Annotated in this window: 13 protein-coding genes and 3 pseudogenes; 7 read left to right on the forward strand and 9 right to left on the reverse strand. The window is 67.1% G+C overall.

Features of this window, described 5'->3' with window-relative positions:
* Window positions 1-4 precede the first annotated feature (4 nt).
* The 3 genes and pseudogenes from KZO24_RS19560 to KZO24_RS19570 all read right to left on the reverse strand — a co-directional run bounded on the left by KZO24_RS19560 (window position 5) and on the right by KZO24_RS19570 (window position 4,700).
* Window positions 5-1,608, reverse strand: a pseudogene (locus KZO24_RS19560) (GMC family oxidoreductase).
* Window positions 1,609-3,315, reverse strand: coding sequence for an FAD-dependent oxidoreductase (locus KZO24_RS19565; RefSeq protein WP_271182908.1), 1,707 nt, complete (start codon window positions 3,313-3,315; stop codon window positions 1,609-1,611).
* On the reverse strand, window positions 3,312-4,700 hold the full coding sequence (locus KZO24_RS19570) for an FAD-dependent oxidoreductase (protein ID WP_271182907.1): 1,389 nt from the start codon (window positions 4,698-4,700) through the stop codon (window positions 3,312-3,314). Before KZO24_RS19570 ends, KZO24_RS19565 begins: the two co-directional genes overlap by 4 nt.
* A gap of 488 nt (window positions 4,701-5,188) precedes the next feature.
* Here KZO24_RS19570 and KZO24_RS19575 point away from each other — a divergent pair, with 488 nt between their 5' ends.
* Window positions 5,189-7,624 carry a TonB-dependent receptor gene (locus tag KZO24_RS19575; protein ID WP_271182906.1) on the forward strand — a complete coding sequence of 812 codons (2,436 nt, stop codon included), beginning with the start codon at window positions 5,189-5,191 and terminating at the stop codon, window positions 7,622-7,624.
* Between the two features lie 87 nt (window positions 7,625-7,711).
* Window positions 7,712-8,518, forward strand: coding sequence for an SDR family oxidoreductase (locus tag KZO24_RS19580; protein ID WP_486487571.1), 807 nt, complete (start codon window positions 7,712-7,714; stop codon window positions 8,516-8,518).
* Here KZO24_RS19580 and KZO24_RS19585 read toward each other — a convergent pair whose 3' ends face one another.
* Window positions 8,519-9,184: a TetR/AcrR family transcriptional regulator gene (locus KZO24_RS19585; protein WP_271182904.1), complete on the reverse strand. Its 666-nt coding sequence runs from the start codon at window positions 9,182-9,184 to the stop codon at window positions 8,519-8,521.
* 176 nt (window positions 9,185-9,360) lie between these two features.
* Between KZO24_RS19585 and KZO24_RS19590 the strand changes: the two genes are divergently transcribed.
* The 4 genes and pseudogenes from KZO24_RS19590 to KZO24_RS19605 all read left to right on the forward strand — a co-directional run bounded on the left by KZO24_RS19590 (window position 9,361) and on the right by KZO24_RS19605 (window position 12,990).
* Window positions 9,361-10,182, forward strand: coding sequence for a hypothetical protein (locus tag KZO24_RS19590; protein WP_271182903.1), 822 nt, complete (start codon window positions 9,361-9,363; stop codon window positions 10,180-10,182).
* A 75-nt stretch (window positions 10,183-10,257) separates the two neighbouring features.
* Window positions 10,258-11,223: a VOC family protein gene (locus KZO24_RS19595; RefSeq protein ID WP_271182902.1), complete on the forward strand. Its 966-nt coding sequence runs from the start codon at window positions 10,258-10,260 to the stop codon at window positions 11,221-11,223.
* A 270-nt stretch (window positions 11,224-11,493) separates the two neighbouring features.
* A pseudogene (locus KZO24_RS19600) lies at window positions 11,494-12,359 on the forward strand (2-dehydro-3-deoxygalactonokinase).
* Between the two features lie 43 nt (window positions 12,360-12,402).
* Complete coding sequence (locus KZO24_RS19605) at window positions 12,403-12,990, forward strand: 2-dehydro-3-deoxy-6-phosphogalactonate aldolase (protein ID WP_486487730.1); 588 nt, start codon at window positions 12,403-12,405, stop codon at window positions 12,988-12,990.
* Window positions 12,991-12,997: 7 nt separating this feature from the next.
* On the opposite strand, the gene KZO24_RS19610 is transcribed toward KZO24_RS19605, so the two are convergent.
* The 3 genes and pseudogenes from KZO24_RS19610 to KZO24_RS19620 all read right to left on the reverse strand — a co-directional run bounded on the left by KZO24_RS19610 (window position 12,998) and on the right by KZO24_RS19620 (window position 16,108).
* Window positions 12,998-13,555 carry a VOC family protein gene (locus KZO24_RS19610; RefSeq protein WP_036528541.1) on the reverse strand — a complete coding sequence of 186 codons (558 nt, stop codon included), beginning with the start codon at window positions 13,553-13,555 and terminating at the stop codon, window positions 12,998-13,000.
* A 98-nt stretch (window positions 13,556-13,653) separates the two neighbouring features.
* Window positions 13,654-15,082 (reverse strand): annotated as a pseudogene (locus KZO24_RS19615) (S41 family peptidase).
* A 291-nt stretch (window positions 15,083-15,373) separates the two neighbouring features.
* Window positions 15,374-16,108: an SDR family NAD(P)-dependent oxidoreductase gene (locus KZO24_RS19620; RefSeq protein ID WP_271182899.1), complete on the reverse strand. Its 735-nt coding sequence runs from the start codon at window positions 16,106-16,108 to the stop codon at window positions 15,374-15,376.
* A 157-nt stretch (window positions 16,109-16,265) separates the two neighbouring features.
* On the opposite strand from KZO24_RS19620, the gene KZO24_RS19625 reads away from it, so the two are divergent.
* Window positions 16,266-17,018 (forward strand): TetR/AcrR family transcriptional regulator, encoded by a 753-nt coding sequence (locus tag KZO24_RS19625; RefSeq protein ID WP_008830241.1) that lies wholly within the window; start codon window positions 16,266-16,268, stop codon window positions 17,016-17,018.
* 144 nt (window positions 17,019-17,162) lie between these two features.
* Here KZO24_RS19625 and KZO24_RS19630 read toward each other — a convergent pair whose 3' ends face one another.
* Window positions 17,163-18,005, reverse strand: coding sequence for an MFS transporter (locus KZO24_RS19630; protein WP_486487572.1), 843 nt, complete (start codon window positions 18,003-18,005; stop codon window positions 17,163-17,165).
* Between the two features lie 11 nt (window positions 18,006-18,016).
* Window positions 18,017-18,442 (reverse strand): MFS transporter, encoded by a 426-nt coding sequence (locus KZO24_RS19635; RefSeq protein ID WP_486487731.1) that lies wholly within the window; start codon window positions 18,440-18,442, stop codon window positions 18,017-18,019.
* Between the last annotated feature and the right edge of the window lie 27 nt (window positions 18,443-18,469).

The raw sequence follows: 18,469 nt of genomic DNA on the forward strand, positions 1-18,469 counted from the left end.
TCTTTTATCGGGCGTCTTCCAGGATCATGTCGGCGCACTTCTCGCCGATCATGATCGAGGGGCGTTGGTGTTGCCGGACGGCAGGCTCGGCATGATCGAGGCGTCGGCGACGCGAAGCCCGGCGATGCCGTGGACGCGCAGGCGCGGATCGACCACCGCGTCGGCGCTGACACCCATCCGGCACGAACCGACCGGGTGCAGGTTGGCGATGGCGGCGGCGCGCACGTAAGCCTCGATCTCCGCGTCGCTGCGGGCATCCGCGCCGGGCGATATCTCGCCCGCATTGTAGGGCGCGAGCGCGGGCTGGGCGGCCACGCCGCGCACCACCTTCACCGCCGCGATCATCGCATCCACGTCGATGCGGTCGGTCAGGAAGTTCTGGCGGATCACCGGGTCGGCCAGCGGGTCCGGCCCGCGCAGCCGCACCGTGCCGCTGGCGCGCGGGTTGAGGTGGACCGGGCTCATCGTGAAGCCGGGGAAGGGGTGGGCCTTCATGCCCGCCGCCGTGCGGCTCTGGACGGTCCAGATGTTGGTGTTGACCTGCAGGTTGGGCCGGTCCTGCCGCTCGTCGGTGCGGGTGAAGATGCCCGCATAGATGCCGTTGCTGGCGAGCGGCCCCTTGTTGAACAGGACGTAGTCGATCCCCGCCTTCAGCTTGCGCAGCGGGCTGTTGGCCAGTTCGTTGATGGTGATCGGCCGGGTGCAGCGGAACATCAGCGAGATGTAGAAATGGTCCATCAGGTTGGCACCGACGCCCGGCAGGTCGAGCACCGGCGCGATGCCGCTTTCGCGCAAGTGCGCGGCGGGGCCGATGCCGGAAAGCTGCAGAAGCTGCGGCGACCCGAAGGCGCCGCCGCAGACCACCACTTCCCGCCGCGCCCTGGCGGTGACCAGGCCCGCTTTGGTGCGGTACTCGATCCCGGTGGCGCGGCCCCCTTCGACGAGCACCCGGGTAGCATGGGCGTCGGTCTCAATCTTCAGGTTGGCCCGCCCCCGCGCCGGGGTGAGGTACGCCTGCGAGGTATTCCAGCGCCGGTTGTTGCGGGTGGTCGTCTGGAAGAAGCCGGTGCCTTCCTGCTCCGCGCCGTTGAAGTCCGGGTTGTAGGGAATGCCCGCCTCCTGCGCCGCCTCGACGATGGCGACGGCGATCTCGGAGCGGCCCGGCTGGTCGGACACCGTCAGCGGTCCGCCGACGCCGTGATAGGCATTGGGTCCGCGCTGCTGGTCCTCGGCCTTGCGGAAGTAGGGCAGGACGTCGGCGAAGCTCCAACCCTCGCATCCGCGCTGGCGCCAGTCGTCGTAGTCGCGCGCGTTGCCCCGGATATAGAGCATGCCGTTGATCGAACTGGTCCCGCCCAGCACCTTGCCGCGAGGCTGGTACATGCGGCGGCCGCCGAGTTCGGCCTCGGGCTCGCTCTCGAACATCCAGTTGACCTTGGGGTCGGCGAACAGCATCGGGTAGCCCATCGGCGGCCTGATCCAGAACGCCTTGTCCTCCGGCCCGGCCTCCAGCAGCAGCACCGAGTAACGCCCGTTCTCGCTGAGCCGCGCCGCGACGACGCAGCCCGCCGAGCCCGCGCCGCTGACGATGAAGTCGAACTCCTCCATTTACGCCGCCTGCCCCGCAAGGTGTCTGCCCGCGATATAGGCGAAGGTCATGGCAGGGCCGATCGTCGCCCCCGCGCCCGGATAGGCCCCGGCGAAGACGTTGGCCTGGTCGTTGCCCACTGCGTAGAGGCCCTGCACCGGCGCTCCTTCGCCGTCGAGGACGCGGGCGTGGCGGTCGGTCCTGAGCCCCGCGAACGTGCCGATGATCCCCGCCTCCATGCGGATGGCGCAGTACGGACCCTTGGTCAGCGGGCCGAGGCAGGTGTTGGGCCGGTGCTCCGGGTCGCCCTGATAGACGTCGTAGACCCGCCCGCCGCGTCCGAACTCGGGGTCCACTCCGGCCTCGGCATTGGCGTTGAAGGTCGCGACCGTGCGTTCCAGCGCGGCGGGGTCGATGCCGCATTGGGCGGCGAGTTCCTGCAGCGTCGCGGCGCGCTTGAGGTAGCCGCTGCGCAAGTGCTGCCCATGGGGAATGGGGAAGGGGCGGACCATGCCGATGCCCCATTTCTTCACCGCCGCCGCGTCGCCGATCAGCCAGCACCATGCGCTGGCGTCACCCTCGCTGGCGCGGGTCATCTGGGGGACGAGGTCGTGGTAGGCGCTGGACTCGTCCCCGAAGCGGCGGCCGTCGGGGCGCACGGCGATGAAGCCCGGCTTCTGCCGGTCGATCAGGTGCGGCCAGACGCCGGTGAAGTCCGTCGATCCCGGCAGGACGGAGACCGGCATCCACGGTGCTGCATGGGCGACGTTGCCGTTGAAGACGCCGCCGACGCTCTCGGCCAGGCGGATGCCGTCGCCGGTGTTGCCGGGGTTGGTCGGGTTGCGCTGCTCGCGGTTGTTGGCGGGCGCCGGGAAGGTCGCGGCGCGGCGCTCCGGGTCGTTGGGATAGCCCCCGCAGGCGAGGACGACACCCCGGCGCGCGGTGATCCGCACCCGGCCTTGCGGGGTGTCGATCTCGGCCCCGGTGACGCGCCCATCCGCGCGGGTCAGCCCGGCGACGGGGGAGGACAGCCAGATCGGCACGTCGAGGTCGAACAGCGTGCGCGCCAGCCGCGCCACCAGCGCCCGCCCGCGCACCACCTGCTGCCCCTCGCCATAGCGCAGCACATCGGCGAAGTGCCTGGCCAGTTTCTTCGAGACGAAGCCCAGCGCCTTGACCGATCGGCCAGCCTTCATGAACTGGATCATCTCCACGCCCGAACCCACGGCAAAACCGAGGAACAGCGTCTGCGGCAACTGCTGCTTGAGGTTCTTCAGGTGCGGCCCGAGTTCGCGCGCCTCGTAATCGACGGTGCCGATCGAGCGGACGATGGAGCTATGCGCGCTCTCCGAGTGATAGTCGGGATAGTCCATCCCGTAGAACCGGACGTGGCTGTTTTCTTCCAGAAAGCGCACCATGCGCGGCGCGGTGTCGAGGTAGGCTTCGACCCGGTCGGGCTCGATGTAGTTGCCGGTTTCCTCGACCAGATAGGCGCGGGCGCTCTCGATGTCGTCGCTCTGGCCGGTGGCGCGCTGCATGGCCGGGGAGTGGTGGTTGCCGGGTACCCACAGCACGCCGCCGGAGGTCGCGGTGGTGCCGCCGAAGACGGCTTCCTTCTCCACCACCAGCACGTCCAGCCCGGCGCGCCGCGCGGTGACGGCGGCGGTGAGACCCGCCGCGCCGGTCCCGGCGATGAGGACGTCGACGGTCCTGTCTCCCATGGTCATGCGTTCACCTTCTCTTTCGCGGCGTTGGCGCCGGCGATGCGGCCGAAGACGACCGCGTTGCCGATCGAGGCGCCGCCCGCCGCGTAGCATTGGCCGAACATGCCGCCGGTCGTCTCCCCGGCGGCGTAGAGGCCCGGCACCGGGCGATCGTCGGCGCCGAGCACGCGGGCTTCGGTGTCGATACGGATGCCGGTGCCCGTCCAGCAGATCACGGCCGGGCGGATATGCGCGGCGTAGAACGGCCCTTGCGCGACCGGCCGCAGCATCGCCGAGGGCTTGAAGTAGTCCTCGTCGTTCCCTATCTGTACCAGCGAATTGTAGCGCTCTGCCGTCGTCGCAAGACGGGCGGCGGGCACGCCGAGTTTCCCGGCAAGGTCCTCCAGCGTCGGTGCGCTGATCAGCGTTCCGGCCTCCACATGGTCCAGCAGCCGGTCCGCCGTCCAGTTGGGGGCAGGCCGGTATTTGGTGGTCTTCGAGGCGAGGCGCGATGCCTCGTCGAACACCGCGAAGCAGTCCCGTCCCGGCTGTTCGTCGAGGACGGCGGCGAGGACCGAATATTCTATCGTTTCGTCGATGAACCGGCGCCCGTCGCGGTTCACCATCATCAGCCAGCCGGGGAGGTAGCTTTCGAGGTCCTTGACGAAGCCCGGAGTGATCAGGAGCAGGCCGCGATTGGCCTTGCTCAACTGCCCCTCCACTTGCGCGGCAAGGCCGAGGCCATCGCCCCGGCAGGTAGGGGCGCCGATATACCAGTGGAGGTCGCCGTAACGCGAGGCATCGGGATAGAGTTGCGCCAGCATCTCGGGATTGGCGCCGAAGCCGCCGGTGGCGATCACCGTTGCGGCGCTGCGCACCGGCGCGCCGTCGGCGACGATGCCGCAGACCCGGCCGTTCTCGACCAGCAGGGTCTCGACGCGGGTATCGAGGACGGTATCGATGTTCCTGCCGGACAGGAAGCCTTCGAGGCCTTCGACGATGCCCGCGCCGCCGTCCGTCGCACGGTGGCCGCGCCGGACCTTGTCGACGCCCGAGGCGTAGAGGTTTTCGACGGTGAACCCGACGCCGATTTCGCGCAGCCACTCGAACGCCTCGGCCGAGCGTTCGCAAAGCGTGCGCACGAGGGCGGGCTCCAGCTTGTACTGGTTGAGCGTCATGTAATAGTGGAACATCGCCTCGGCCGTGTCGTCCTCCAGCCCGGCCTCGCGCTGGAGCGATGTGCCCGCCGCGTAGAACACGCCGCCGGACAAGGCGCTCGACCCGCCGGTGCGGTCGGCTGCCTCGACCATCAGGACGCTGGCGCCGCCCTGTGCTGCAAGCGCTGCGGCGCTGAGCCCCGCCGCCCCGGTGCCGATGACGATGACGTCGTAATCGAGAGCCTCACTCATCGCCGCTTCACTCCCGCGACGGGCGACACAACGGAAATCCTCTCAGCCATGACCGGCATCGGGCGCCTCTCCATCCATGATTGTCGTTGGGCCGCAGCGCCTCCGCACGAAGGCGGTCACGCTCGCGGCCGATGACCCGAAGCATGGCGAGCGACGAGTAATAAGTCTAGCTCAATTGTTGCTATCTAGCCGCACTTTGAATGCGGCCTACCGCTGAAACCCGCAGGTTTGGCGGGGTTGCGGGCTTGCGTGCGCCATAAAAAAGCAATCATGATCGACTTTTTTATTGTCACGGCGGATCATCCTGCGCATAAAGCCGGGCAGAAAAGAGGTTGGATCACCACGGCGACGAGATCGCCGGGTGCTCCAGGGAACGGGATGAAGACTGGCTCCACCGCGCACTCCGGCATGTCCGGGGGCTGTGGTCATGCCTTCGATTTTCTAAATAAGTCATCCTTCGCAGCGAAGAGATGAACGGGGAGAAGAGAATGAAGGACCTACCGAACTTTCATCGCGCCTGCCTGCTCGCCGGGCTCATGGCGTCGGCTTCCGCGATCGGCCTCGCCAGCCCCGCGATGGCTCAGGACGCCGCCCCTCAGGCGGCTGCGGGCGGCCTCGAGGAAATCGTCGTCACCGCGCGCAAGCGTTCGGAATCGCTGCAGGACATTCCCGTCGCGGTGACCGCCTATTCGCCCGCGCAGATCGCCCGGCAGGACATCTCCAACATCGAGCGCATCGCGGCGACGACGCCGAACCTCACCGTAGGCCGCGCGACGACGGGTTCGGGCGCGCAGATCTCGCTGCGCGGCATCGGCACCCCGGCGAGCGCGCTGGGCATCGAATCCTCCACCGCGATCATCGTCGACGGCATCTATTACGCCAGCGGCCGCATCCTCAACGAAGGCTTCTTCGACCTGTCGCGGATCGAGGTGCTGAAAGGCCCGCAGGCGCTGTTCTTCGGCAAGAACGCGACGGCGGGCGTGATTTCGATCACCACCGCAGATCCCGGCTCCAGCTTCGAGGGCTCGACCCGCGTGGGCTACGAGTTCCGGGCGAAGCGGCCCTATATCGAGCAGATGATCTCCACGCCGCTCACCGAAACGCTCGGGCTGCGCGTGGCGCTGCGGGCATCGAAGATGTACGGGGGCTATTCGCGCAATTACGCCACGGCGCAGCCCTTCACCGTCACCGACCAGGCCGGCGGCCCGGTACAGAACCTGGTTGCGCCTCCGGGCGACCGCCGCGGTCCGAAGGAGAAGGAACTGGTCGGGCGCCTCACGCTCAAGTGGGAGCCGACCGACACCATCACCAACACCTTCAAGGTGTCCGCCAACGAGACGACCACCAACGACGGCGCCTGGAACAACATCGTGTTCTCCTGCGCCACCGGGTTCAGCACGCTGCAACCCGGCGTGCCCTGCAAGCGGGACTGGAAATACTACCACAACCAGATGCCGACCGAGATCGCCGCGAACTTCCCCTTCGCGCGCGCCGACGGCGAACTCTACACGAAGTACCGCTCCTGGCAGGCGACCAACAATCTGGAATGGAACCTGGGCGATGTGACGCTGACGTCGGCCACGAACTACCAGAACCAGAACAACCGCTGGCTGACCGACAGCGACTACCAGCAGCGCGCCGTGCAGATCTACGTCGGCTCGCGTGAGAAGTGGTGGGCGTTCTCAGAGGAACTGCGCGCGCAGACCAACTACGACGGCCCGGTCAACATGATGCTGGGCGTACTGTACCAGAAGACCAAACTGCAGTCCGACCAGTACGTCTATTCGGGCAACACGCGCGTCAGCACCCAGCGGCCGGAATGGGAATACGTCGCCTTCGGCAAGGATTCCTACACCAAGGGTGAGACGATCTCTCCCTTCGCGCAAGTCACCTGGAAGGTCGTGCCCGAGGTCGAACTCTCGTCGGGTATCCGTTACACGCATGAGACCAAGGACAGCTTCTTCGTCCACCCGGTCAATCGCCCCGGCCAGATCAACCGGCTGAACGACCCGATCTACAAGAACCAGACCTTCACCAACTGGAGCCCGGAAATCACCGCGTCGTACAAGCCCGCGCCGGGCGTCAACATCTATGGCGGCTTCAAGACCGGCTACAAGTCGGGCGGCTTCTCAAACCAGAGTTCCTATACCAACGCGTCGATCCCCGCCGATCTCGACTTCGAGCCGGAGAAGGCCAAGGGCTTCGAGGGCGGCGTGAAGACCACGCTGTTTAACAACCAGTTGCGCTTCGATGTGGCGCTCTACACGTATGAATATACCAACCTGCAGGTCGATTTCTTCGAAGCGCAGACGTTCCGCTACATCACCACGAACGCGGGTTCGGCGCGCACCAAGGGCGTCGAGATCTCGACCGAGTGGGCGCCGCATGCGCTTCCGGGCCTGACGATGCGCGGCGCGCTGAACTACAACAAGGCGCGCTACGTGGACTTCATCGCACCGTGCGTCACTGGCCAGACCCCGGCGCAGGGCTGCAATCCCACCACGAGCAGCCCTTACGGCGGCCTCTTCGTGCAGGATCTGAGCGGCAAGCCGACCGCCAACGCACCGCGCTGGACGGCGGCGCTGGGCACCAGCTACGAGGCAGACCTCAGCCCCGACATGTCGCTGACGCTCTCGGCCGATGCCCGCTATTCCAGCAGCTACAATGCATCGCCGTTCAACAACCCGATCGCGACGCAGCCCAAGTACGTGAACCTCGACGCGTCGCTGACGCTCAGTTCGAAGGCGGGCTGGGATCTGGCGGTCATCGGCAAGAACCTGACCAACCAGTTCGTCATCTCCGGCGCGCTGGATGCGCCGGGCACCGGCCGGGGCACCGGGACCGACGGGGGCGTGCTGGGCGACCAGCGCGGCTATGCCAACATCCCGCGCACGGTGCAGGTGCAGGTCACCTACCACTACTGATCGGGGGAATTTTCCCCTCACACCTTGGCCGGTGTGCGATCCTCCAATCGCGCACCGGCCACTCCATATCGATAATAGAGGGCAACGATGCGGCTTGAAGGCAAGGTCACTGTGATAACCGGCGCGGCGAGCGGACTTGGCGAAGCGACCGCGCGCAGGTTCGCGCGCGAGGGCGCCGTGCTCGTGCTCGGCGACTTCAGGCATGATGCAGGTAAGTCGCTGGCCGAGAAGCTTTCCGCCGCTTTCGTCCCCTGCGACGTCACCCGCGAGGAGGACGTCGCCGCCCTCGTGGACAGGGCGATCGCATTGCATGGCCGGCTCGACTGCATGATCAACAATGCCGGGCAACTCGGCGCCGTAGGCAGGGTCGAGGAGATCGGGGCGGCCGCATGGCGCGATACCCTGGCTGTGCTGCTCGACAGCGTGTTCTACGGCATGAAGCATGCCGCGCGCGTCATGCGGCCGCAGTGCTCGGGCGCGATCCTCTCGACCTCGAGCGCGGCCGGCCTCGCGCCGCTGGGGCCGCATGCCTATACGGCGGCCAAGCATGCGGTGGTCGGGTTGACCCGGTCCGTCGCGGCGGAACTGGCGGCAGACAGCATCCGGGTCAACGCAGTGGCGCCCGGCAACGTACCGACCCGCATGACAGAGCTTGCCTATGGCGATGCGGAGACGATGCGAAAGGCGGCGGAGGCCCGCAATCCCCTGCGCCGCGTGGTCGAGGCGGACGAAATCGCCGGAGCCTTCGCCTATCTCGCCAGCGACGACGGCCTCAACGTGACCGGGCAGGTGCTTGCGGTCGATGCCGGGCTGGTCGATTGCCGGCTGGGCGCGGACTATTATGCCCGCACGCCGACCTACTTCTCCGCCGAGGGCGATCGCGGCCTCGCCTGATCAGCCCTTGGGCCGCAGGGTGCGGATCTTGTCTTCCAGCATCTTGAGAAGCGCCGGCACCATCACTTCGTCCAGCGCGCCGGTCATGAGGCCGGTCGCCATGCCCTCGATCAGCGTCTGGGATAGGGCCATGGCCTGTGCGAACTGCTCGGGCGCGGACTGCCATTCGGGGAAGAGGGCGATCGCTTCGGAATTGAAGCGTTCACGATATTCGACCTGGAGAGGCCGCATGATCTGGGCGAGATCGGCATCGGTGCGCGCCGCCATCGCCAGTTCCTGAAAGGCGACGAAGGCGGGCTTCTGTACCTGTTTCCAATAGGCGGTCACCATCGTCGTCGGTTCGTGCTCGGTGATTTCCGAGGAGCGGCGGAAGGCGCGCAGGCGCCGTTCGTGCAGTTCGACGATGGTGGCGCGGATCAGCGTCGCGCTGTTCTCGAAATGGTGGAGCATCGCCCCGCGTGACAGTCCGGCTTCGACCGCGACCAGCGGGGTCGTAGTGCCGGAATAGCCGACCTTGACGAGGCACTGGATCGTCGCCTCGATCAGCCTTCCCCGCGTCTGCGCGCTCTTGAGCGACTGGCGGGTCGGAGTGCTTTCGCTCGTCTTGCCGTTGGGGGCGCGGGTGGAAGCGCGTTCGGGGCGCTTGCGGGCAGGACTGACGGCCAAACTGGGGGTTCCGTGTGCAATTGCGAAAAGGTTGCACTCCTCCTGCCTTGTCCGGGATGGATGGGGCAACAGGAAAGATGCACCATCGCATGCAATTTCCTGGCGGCCCGTTCCGACATGGTAGCGTAGCATGGCGGTCGTAAGCGCTTCGCCGATCCATCCCGGAGAACGCATACATGGTCCGACTACTGCCTGTCCTTCTCCTGCTCGCTTCCACGGCGTCGCTGGCGGATACCGTGCCGGAAGCGCCCCGGGCGGCCGCGCCCGTGGCGCTTCGGATGGCAGCACCGGAGGCGCATCAGGGCGCCGCATCGGACGGCGAATACGTCTATGCGATCGACAACGACCGCATCGGAAAATACCGTCTCTCCAATGCCGAGAAGGTCGACCAGTGGGAGGGCGAGCGCCGCCTGTTTCCCCACATGAACAGCTGCACGGTGGTCCAGACGAAGCTCTACTGCGCCGCCTCCAACTACCCGGCGGTGCCGCAGACCAGCGCCATCGAGATCTTCGACACCCGCCCGCTGCGCCATTCCGGCAGCGTCAGCCTCGGCTTCGGACCGGGATCGCTGACCGTGATCGACCGGCATGACGGCAAGTGGTGGGCGGTCTTCGCGAACTACGAAGGCAAGGGCGGCGAGCCGGGCCGCGACTATCGCTACACCGTGCTGGCGCGGATGGACGAGCAGTTCCGCATCGAGCAGACCTGGGCCTTCCCCGAGGAGGTTCTCGCCCGTATGGCCCCCAAGAGCTGCTCGGGGCTGAGCTGGGGCGCGGACGGGCTGATCTACGTAACCGGCCACGATCGCCCCGAACTCTACGCCCTGCGCCTGCCGGAAGCGGGCTCGCGCCTCGAACTGGTCGAGACCTTCGCCATCGCCACGCCGGGGCAGGCGATCGACTGGGACCCCAAGGCCAGGCGGCGCATCTGGTCGATCGCCCGCGACCGCAGGGAGATGGTCGCCAGCGACATTCCCGAGGTCGCTCCGAAGCGCTGAGGTTTCTTCGTCAGTCGGACACCGGCGCGCTGCTCGCGGGACAGCGGCGGCGGCTCACGAGCATCCTGTGGCATCATGATCATTCAGCCCATCCAGGAAGCCGTCGTCAGTACGTTCGACATCGACCGCCTTGCGGCGCCCTTGACGCAAGTATGCGGCTATGACCGCGTCGACTTGCCCGATGCTCCGCCTTCGCAGTTCGCGGCATGGCATGTTCCGCAGCAGTGCACGCGGATCGAACAGGCGCTGTTCGTGCCGCAGGACACCGTATCCGGGCGCGGCGCGCTCAGGCTGGTGCGCTTCCACGGGGTGGAGCAGAAGGTCATGCGTTCCAGCCAGCGGACCTGGGACACCGGCGGCATCTTCGACGTCGATATGTTCTCGGCCGACGTCGATAAGGTCTATCGCGGACTGCAGCGCCACGGCTGGACGGCGTTCGGTGAGCCGGTGGACTACAGCGAGGCGCACTTCTCGGTCCGGCAGGTCGTGGCGATCGGCCCGGACGGATTGAACCTTGCGGTGATCCAGCGCTACTCGCCCGAAGTGCCGGGGCTCGATCCTTCGGGCAGGCTTTCGCCGGTGTTCAATTCGACGCAGATGGTGGCGGATATCGAAGGTGCCATCGCGTTCTACGTGGACGTGCTGGGCTGGCACAAGGACCTAGACTTCATGGTCGAGGGCGTGGCCGAGCCGGGTGCCGATGTGCTCGGCCTGCCGCTGCCCGCCGCGATCGGGGCGCAGCGCCGGGTGGTGATCTTCAACCCGCCGGGGCCGTCGGTAGGCGGAGTCGAGTTGATCCACAACGCCGCGATGTACGGCCGCCGCTGCGACGCCGACTGCGCGGCGCCCAATGTCGGCATCCTGTGCCTGCGCTTTGAGGTGGACGATGCCCATGCCTATGCCGCCGCGATCGCCGGCCGGGGCGGGTCACTCCATATCGAACCGGCGGCGTTCGTGATCGCGCCTTACGGGACCGTCACGCTGTTCGCGGTCCGCTCGCCCGAAGGCGCGATCGTCGAGTTCTTCAGCCCCGGCGGATGAAACGAGGCCTGCACGGAAGCGATGCGCCGAAGCTCGCGTCAATTGATCTTATAAATATGAATTTCTATACGGTGATGCATCGATAAACTCCGATGGCCATGATTCGGGCCATGTCGCTGCGTCATGAGCAGTCGTCTCGATTGCCACTGCCAAGCGGCCGGGCGAAGATGCGATCTCGGCCGGGGACGTGGTTCAGGCGATGGCCACCGGGTTCGGTGCAGGAGCGGTTTCTGTGGTTTTGATGCCTTGCGTCCCTTACGCGGACTTCCGGTGAGCGGGCCTTTCATCGCTGTCGATTGGGGTACGACCAATCGTCGTGCCTACGTCATCGACAAGAGCGAGGTCGTCGCCTCGGAGCAGGATGACGGCGGAGTCCTCTCGGTTCCAGCTGGCGGCTTTCCGGCCTCCGTCGCGGACCTGCGCGCGCGGCACGGCGGGTTACCGATGCTGCTCGCGGGCATGGTCGGCTCCAACCGGGGTTGGCATGACGCGGGATACGTCGCCGCGCCTGCCGGGATTGCCGAGCTTGCGGGAAACCTCGTCTCGCCGGTCGAGGGCGTCGACATCGTCCCCGGCGTCTGCCGCGACAGCGGTGGCCGACAGGACGTGATGCGCGGCGAGGAAGTGCAGCTTCTCGGCGCCGTCGCGGCGGGGCTCGCGCCTGCCGATGCGTTGCTGTGCCAGCCCGGAACCCACGCCAAGTGGGCGGTCATGCGGGGCGGCGCGCTGGCCGACTTCACCACCGCCATGACCGGCGAGATGTTCGCCATGCTCAAGGCCCATTCGCTGATCGGCAGCGAGATGACCGGCGAAGTCGATGCCGACGCGGAATTCCGCAAGGGCGTCGAGGCCAGCGCCGACGGTGACCTGCTCGCTGCGCTGTTCGGCGTGCGCGCGGCCTCGGTACTGGGTGCGCGGGCTCCCGGCACGGCGGCGGCCTATGTCAGCGGCCTGCTGCTCGGCACCGACTGCCGTTCCCGCATAGTGCCGGGCCAGACCGTGCATCTCCTTGCCGACGGGCTGCTCGCGCGGCTCTATTCCGCCGCCATTTCAATCGCCGGGGAGAGGCAGTCGTCGTCGACAGTCACGCTGCCTTCATCGCCGGCATCACCCGCATCCGGGATATGACTCCATGATCGACCTTGCCACCGCGCTTGCGCAGCTTCCCTCGTCGCGATCCTGCGCGGCATTCGCTCCGACGAAATCGAGGCGGCCGCCGACGTACTGGTGGAGGCGGGCTTCCGCCTGATCGAAGTGCCGCTCAATTCGCCCGATCCGCTCGTCACCATCGAGAAGCTGGCGCGGCGCGTCGGCGACCGGGCGATCGTCGGCGCGGGCACGGTGCTGACGGTCGGGCAGGTCGCCGAGGTGCAGGACGCGGGCGGCGCGATGATCGTCTCGCCCAATACCGACGTCGCCGTGATCGCCGAGAGCGCCCGTCGCGGCCTCGTCTCGCTGCCGGGCTACTTCACGCCGAGCGAGGCGTTCGCGGCACTCGCGGCAGGAGCAAGCGGCCTCAAGCTGTTTCCGGCCGAGGCCGCCAGCCCCGCGGTGGTCAAGGCCCAGCGTGCCGTGCTCCCCAAGGACGTGCCGCTGCTGGCGGTGGGCGGCATCTCGCCGACCAATATGGAGCCCTGGCGCCAGGCGGGCGCCGACGGCTTCGGCCTTGGCTCGGCGCTCTACAAGGTGGGCATGAGCACCGCCGAGATCGCCGCAAACGCCCTGGCCTTCGCACGGGCGTGGGCGGAGATGGAGGGCCGCGCGTAATCCGGGGTCAGGCCGTCTCCAACAGCGGCGCGCGCCGGTAGAACGCGAGGTCCTGCATTTCGTAGGCCGCCGGGGTGTCCGCCGTGCGCGCGTCGTGGAGCCGTTTCCAGTGCGCGAAGAGGCCCATGATGTGCGGCGGGTCGCCGTGGATCTCGGTAAAGCCGCCGTTCAGCGCACGGGTATCGAAGTAGGCCGCGTTGACCTCGTCCGCCCATAGTTCGGTGGCCAGCGGATAGCCCATGTCGATCCAGCGCTGCCGCTCGCCCGCGAAGTCCGAGACTAGGTAGGCGATGTGGTGGAAGCCTTCCTCGCCTTTCGCGAACATGTCGCGGTAGATCGAGGGCTTGTCGTCGTGCTGCTCGATGAACTGGATCATCATGTCGCCGAGGTAGCCGAAGGCATAGGAAACGTCCGCTTCCTCGGTGGTGCCGCGATAGGTGAACTCGTCGCAGTGGTGGTGGCGGACCATGCAGAACGGCCCGGCGCCGAAGGCGTCGGACCACTTCTGCGCGGCCTCGTCGATGCTGTTCACGAACCAGGCCTGCTGGAACAATGCGCGCTTCATGACCTCTCCTCTTTCCCGTGGTGCCGTTGACCGGCAACCGCAGGGTCAAGGAGTCCCCGCCCGGCCGCAACCGGGCAAAAGGGGAGGTCGGGCCAGAACTAGAACAGACCCGGCACCTCGCGCTGCGGGGTGCTGGGCCGCGCCGGGGCGAGGATGTCGCGCTTTTCCGAGGTGTCGGCCGTCACCGCCATGCGCGCCATGCTCTGGCCGACGATCGGCGTGCAGCTCTGCCCGGACAGGAATTGCAGAGCCACGCGGGTCGAGATCCTCGCGCGGATCGCCCATGTCGTAGCTGATGTCGTCGTTGCTGGTGCAGGTGCTTTTCATGCGGTCGGCCAGACCGTTGAAGTAGTCGCCTTCGCCCGCGCTGTTCTGCGTCTTGAGTGCCACGATGCGCAGGCGGTCGTCGCATGAGGGCCGGTCGATCGCGATCTGGCCCACCGGCTTGCCGTAGGTATTCGCGCCGATCAGCGCCACGTCGGCATTGAGGTAGGGCAGGAAGGCGTTGATCACCAGCTCGCTCGCCGAGGCGGTGCCGCCCGAGGTGATGAAGGCGATCTTCGTCGGCGCGACTGATTCGGCCTGCGCCGCGAAGTAGGCCGTGGTATTCTCGGCGGATTTTTCCGGCCGGAAGACGGTGTGGGCGAAGACGTCCGACGCGGTGCGGTTCGCGCCCATCAGGTTGCCCATCAGCTCGGCCACCGAGATCAGCCCGCCGCCGTTGTAGCGCAGGTCCACCACCAGCTGCGTCACGCCCGCCGCACGGAAGGCGGCGAAGGCGGTGCGCATCTGCGGCTCGGCGGTGGAGATGAAGGTGCGCAAGTTGAGATAGCCGACCTTGCGCCCGCCCTGGTCGATCACCTTGTAGCCGTAAGTGCTGGACACCGGCTGCAGCGCGAAGTCGCGCTTGGCGACCGTGATGTTGCGCGTTCCGCTGGCGTCGCTGATCTGGAGCACGCGGGTAACGCCCGCCTCGTCCGGGCCGAGCGCATCGGCGACCGCGTTGACGCCGCCTGCCACCCAAAGCGACTGCACGGTCTGCAGGTTGCCCGAACTGGTGCCGATGGCGAGGATTTCCGTGCCGCGCCGCATGCCTGCCGTCGCGCCCGGCCCGGTTTCGAACGCCTCGATCACGAACAGGCGGCGAGCGGCGGAATTGACGCCCAGGCGGACGCCGAGCCCGGCCGAGGAGCCCTGCTCGTAATAGGCGTTCTCTTCCGCGATCGAGGTGCGATAGGTGAAGAAGCGGTCCCAGTTCTGGGCGCGGGCATTGGCGGTCAGCGCATCGATGTAGTCGTCAAGCGTGGTGTAGGCTGCGGGATTGGCGTTCGCGGGCAGGGTCTCGGGGAAGAGATACCATTCGCGCAGCTGCGCTTCTGCCCAGTCCTGCCGTTCGCGCAGCGAGCACCCGGCCACCGGCGTGGGTGTCGAAGTGGGGGCAGGGGTTGGCGTTGGCGTCGGCGTGGAACCGCCTCCGCTCCCGCCGCTTCCGCCGCCGCCACATGAAGTCACCAGCAGAGCCAGCACGCACGCGCATGCCGTCCACGTCTTGTTCGATCGCACCAGTAGTCCCCCGTTTCAATGATGCGGCAGTCGCGGCCGCGTCCCGAAGCGGAATGAGCCGACACCAAACCAGCATCGTCATTGCGAGCGAAGCGAAGCAATCCAGGGCGGCGCAATGTTGCCCTGGATTGCTTCGCTTCGCTCGCAATGACGAACGATGTCGGTCATCACGCCTCTAAAGCATTGTAGAGGCGGTATTACACAAGTGCGTCTTTGGTCAGGTTAAATATTTGTCACGGGATTGTTTTTGGAGAATTACGGCATGAAGAACCCGCCGTTGACGTCCAGCACCGTCCCCGAGACGAACGCGGCACGTTCGGAGATCAGGTACTCCACGCCCGCGACGATGTCGTCGGTCTCGCCGAGGCGGCCGACGGGGATGTCGTCGGTGTATGTGCCCTTGTCGCCGAAGCCTTCGCTTTGCGGGGTGACGATGCGGCCCGGCGCGATGCAGTTTGCGGTGATGCCGTGGGCGCCGACCTGCCCGGCGAGTACGCGGGTAAAGCCGATCACGCCTGCCTTGGTCGCGCCGTAGTGCGCGCCCGACAGGCGCGAGCGCATGCGGCCGCCTTGCGAGGAGAAGTTGACGATACGGCCCCATCCGCGCGGCTTCATCACCGGCAGCACGGCCCGGCACATCAGGAAAGTGCCGGTGAGATTGACCGCGATCACGCGGTGCCATTCGTCGATATCGGTCTCCTCGACAGGCAGCGAGCGGCCGCCGTGACTGGGACTGATCCCGGCATTGTTGACCAACACGTCGACATGGCCCCACTCGGCGGCGATGCGCCCCACGCAGTCCTCGACGCTGGCCGGGTCGGCCACGTCGCAGCGCAGGGCGAGGCTGCCGGGCAGGGCATCGGCGACGGCATCGAGGCCCTTGACGTCGAGCAGCGCCAGCCGGTGCCCCGTTTGCGCCAGCCTCTCGGCGACGGCGCGGCCTATGCCTTGCGCGGCGCCGGTGACAACGGCGACCCTGGCTTCATTCATGTCATGCTCTCCCGGGAAAATCGCGGGCCTGACCCGCGTGATAGTGGCGATGCTGCACTGCAAGGGCTTGCGCCGGGGGCAGCAAGATGGTCATGATCGGCGCGGCGGGCCATGGGGCCTTGCCGAAGCAGCGCGGCCGGGACAGGAGGGTAACGCCATGCACGACACCATCCGATCCGATCCCAATGACACCGCAGCCAGCGAGACCGGAACTGCGCCGGAGCGCGGGCGTCGCCGCCACGTCACTTCCGCCGCGACGCGGATCAAGATCATCGAGGCCGCCGAGAAGCTCTTCGCCGATCGCGGGATCGACGGCGTCGCCCTGCGCGAGATCGCGGCGGCGGCAGGGCAGGGCAACAATACCGCCGTCCAGTACCACTTCGGCACCAAGGAAGCGCTGGTCTACGCGATCTTCGACTACCGCACCGAGATGTTCGAGCCGCTGCGCGCCGCCATGCTCGACCGCGCCGAGGAAGCGGGGCTGCTCGGCGATGCGCGCACGCTGCTGGAGATCATGTGCCTGCCGCACCTGACGATCAGCGACGAGAACGGGCGGCATCCGTACTCCGCCTTCCTCGCCCAGTACCTCACCCGCACCCGTGCGGAAGGCATTCCGCACCCTTACGACGATCCCGAGGTTCCCGTGCCCGCGCTGCGCCGGGTGCGCCGGCTGATCGTCGAGCGCGTGAACTACGTGCCGCCGGTGGAGCTGCGTTTGCGCGTGGGGCTGTGCAAGCTGATGTTCCTCAACATGCTGATGCGGCGGGACAGCGGCTTTCCGCACTTCGATCAGGGCATCACGCTCGATGCGCTGGTGGACGATACCATGGTGCAGATGACCGTCGCGCTGACCGCGCCTTACAACCATCGTCATGCGCCGCTATTCGCCGACATGATCAAGGCCGACTGACCGGTCGAGCCTGCCTTCCCGATTTCGTCATTGCGAGCGTAGCGAAGCAATCCAGGGCAGTCTTGAGCCGCCCTGGATTGCTTCGCTACGCTCGCAATGACGAAGTGGGGAGACGACGAAGGGGGGATGCGAGAGTGTCGGGGCTCATCCGGTCTTACGCCGCCTCGTCCAGCATCCGGCGATACGTGGGCAGGGCGCGGGCGATGAACACCGTCGATGCCGCCGCCGCGACGGCGCAGGTGATGGCGAGGAGTCGCCCACGCGGCCCTCGTCGCCGAAGACATGGTCGGTGATGAGCGCGACGAACGTAGGTGCCAGCGCCAGCCCGGCCACGCTGACGACGAAGACGTAGATCGACGAGGCGATGCCGCGCATCCGGTTGGGCGTCACCAACTGCAGCGCGGAGGACGAAAGCGCCTGCGGCAGGCTGTAAAGCACGCTCGCCGCCGTCGCGATGGCAAAGGCGGTCCAGTAATCGGTGGCGGCCATGAGCGCGAGGCTGAGCGGCACCATCGCGACCGAGGCGCCCAGCGCGACCAGAAGCAGGTTGTCGCGCCGTCCCATGCGCTCCACCGCGCGGGCCACCCAGGGGCTGACCAGCACGCTGAGCGATCCGGTGATGAGCACGGCAATGCCGTACTGCACACCCACTTGCGCGGCGGAGACGCCGAACTTGCGGATCAGCACCGTCGGCATCCACGCGGGGAAGGCGTAGAGCGGGATGATGAACAGCGGCATGCCCAGGTAGAAATTGCCGTAGAACCCGCGCCAGCGCCGGAACGTTGCCCAGATTTCTGCCGACGACATCGTCTGTACCTCGGCACTTGCGGTAGAGGCGCGGCGGGCGGGTTCCTTCACGAAGACCAGCAGCAGCGCGATCAGCACGCCGGGCAGGCCCGCGCAGAAGAACACCAGCTGCCACGGCTTCATCGCGCCAAGCAGCGGCACCGCAGACAAGTCCCAGCCTTCCGCGCCCTGCAGCAGCAAGCCGCCGAAGATCAGCGCGAGTCCCCGCCGAGGTAGGGCCCCATCATGTAGACGCTGAAGGCGCGCGGGATCAGGCGCGGCGGGAAGGCGTCGGCGATGATCGACCATGCGGCCGGGGTCAGGCAGGCTTCCGCCCCGCCGACGCCGAAGCGGGCGAGGAACAGCTGCCAGTAGCTGCGCGCAAGCCCGCAGGCGCTGGTGCCGATACTCCACAAGGCGATGCCGAACATCAGCACGCCCTTGCGACTGCCTACGTCGGCGATGCGTCCGAACACCGGGCTCATGACGACGTAGGCCAATGTGAACGCAAGGCCCTGCAGCAGGCTGAGGCGGGTATCGTCGAGCCCGAACTCGGCCTTGATCGGGCCGACCAGCAGGTTGAGCACCTGCCGGTCGATGAAACTGGCGGTGTAGGCCAGGGTGAGGACGAAGATCAGATACCAGCCCGCCCGCGATCCCCCTGC

The sequence above is a fragment of the Novosphingobium sp. NFX11 genome, assembly GCF_057376415.1.

Coding starts and splice junctions, on each gene's coding strand:
- KZO24_RS19565 (WP_271182908.1), bottom strand. CDS start 3,315: ATGACCATGGGAGACAGGACCGTCGACGTCCTCATCGCCGGGACCGGC.
- KZO24_RS19570 (WP_271182907.1), bottom strand. CDS start 4,700: ATGAGTGAGGCTCTCGATTACGACGTCATCGTCATCGGCACCGGGGCG.
- KZO24_RS19575 (WP_271182906.1), top strand. CDS start 5,189: ATGAAGGACCTACCGAACTTTCATCGCGCCTGCCTGCTCGCCGGGCTC.
- KZO24_RS19580 (WP_486487571.1), top strand. CDS start 7,712: ATGCGGCTTGAAGGCAAGGTCACTGTGATAACCGGCGCGGCGAGCGGA.
- KZO24_RS19590 (WP_271182903.1), top strand. CDS start 9,361: ATGGTCCGACTACTGCCTGTCCTTCTCCTGCTCGCTTCCACGGCGTCG.
- KZO24_RS19595 (WP_271182902.1), top strand. CDS start 10,258: ATGATCATTCAGCCCATCCAGGAAGCCGTCGTCAGTACGTTCGACATC.
- KZO24_RS19610 (WP_036528541.1), bottom strand. CDS start 13,555: ATGAAGCGCGCATTGTTCCAGCAGGCCTGGTTCGTGAACAGCATCGAC.
- KZO24_RS19620 (WP_271182899.1), bottom strand. CDS start 16,108: ATGAATGAAGCCAGGGTCGCCGTTGTCACCGGCGCCGCGCAAGGCATA.
- KZO24_RS19625 (WP_008830241.1), top strand. CDS start 16,266: ATGCACGACACCATCCGATCCGATCCCAATGACACCGCAGCCAGCGAG.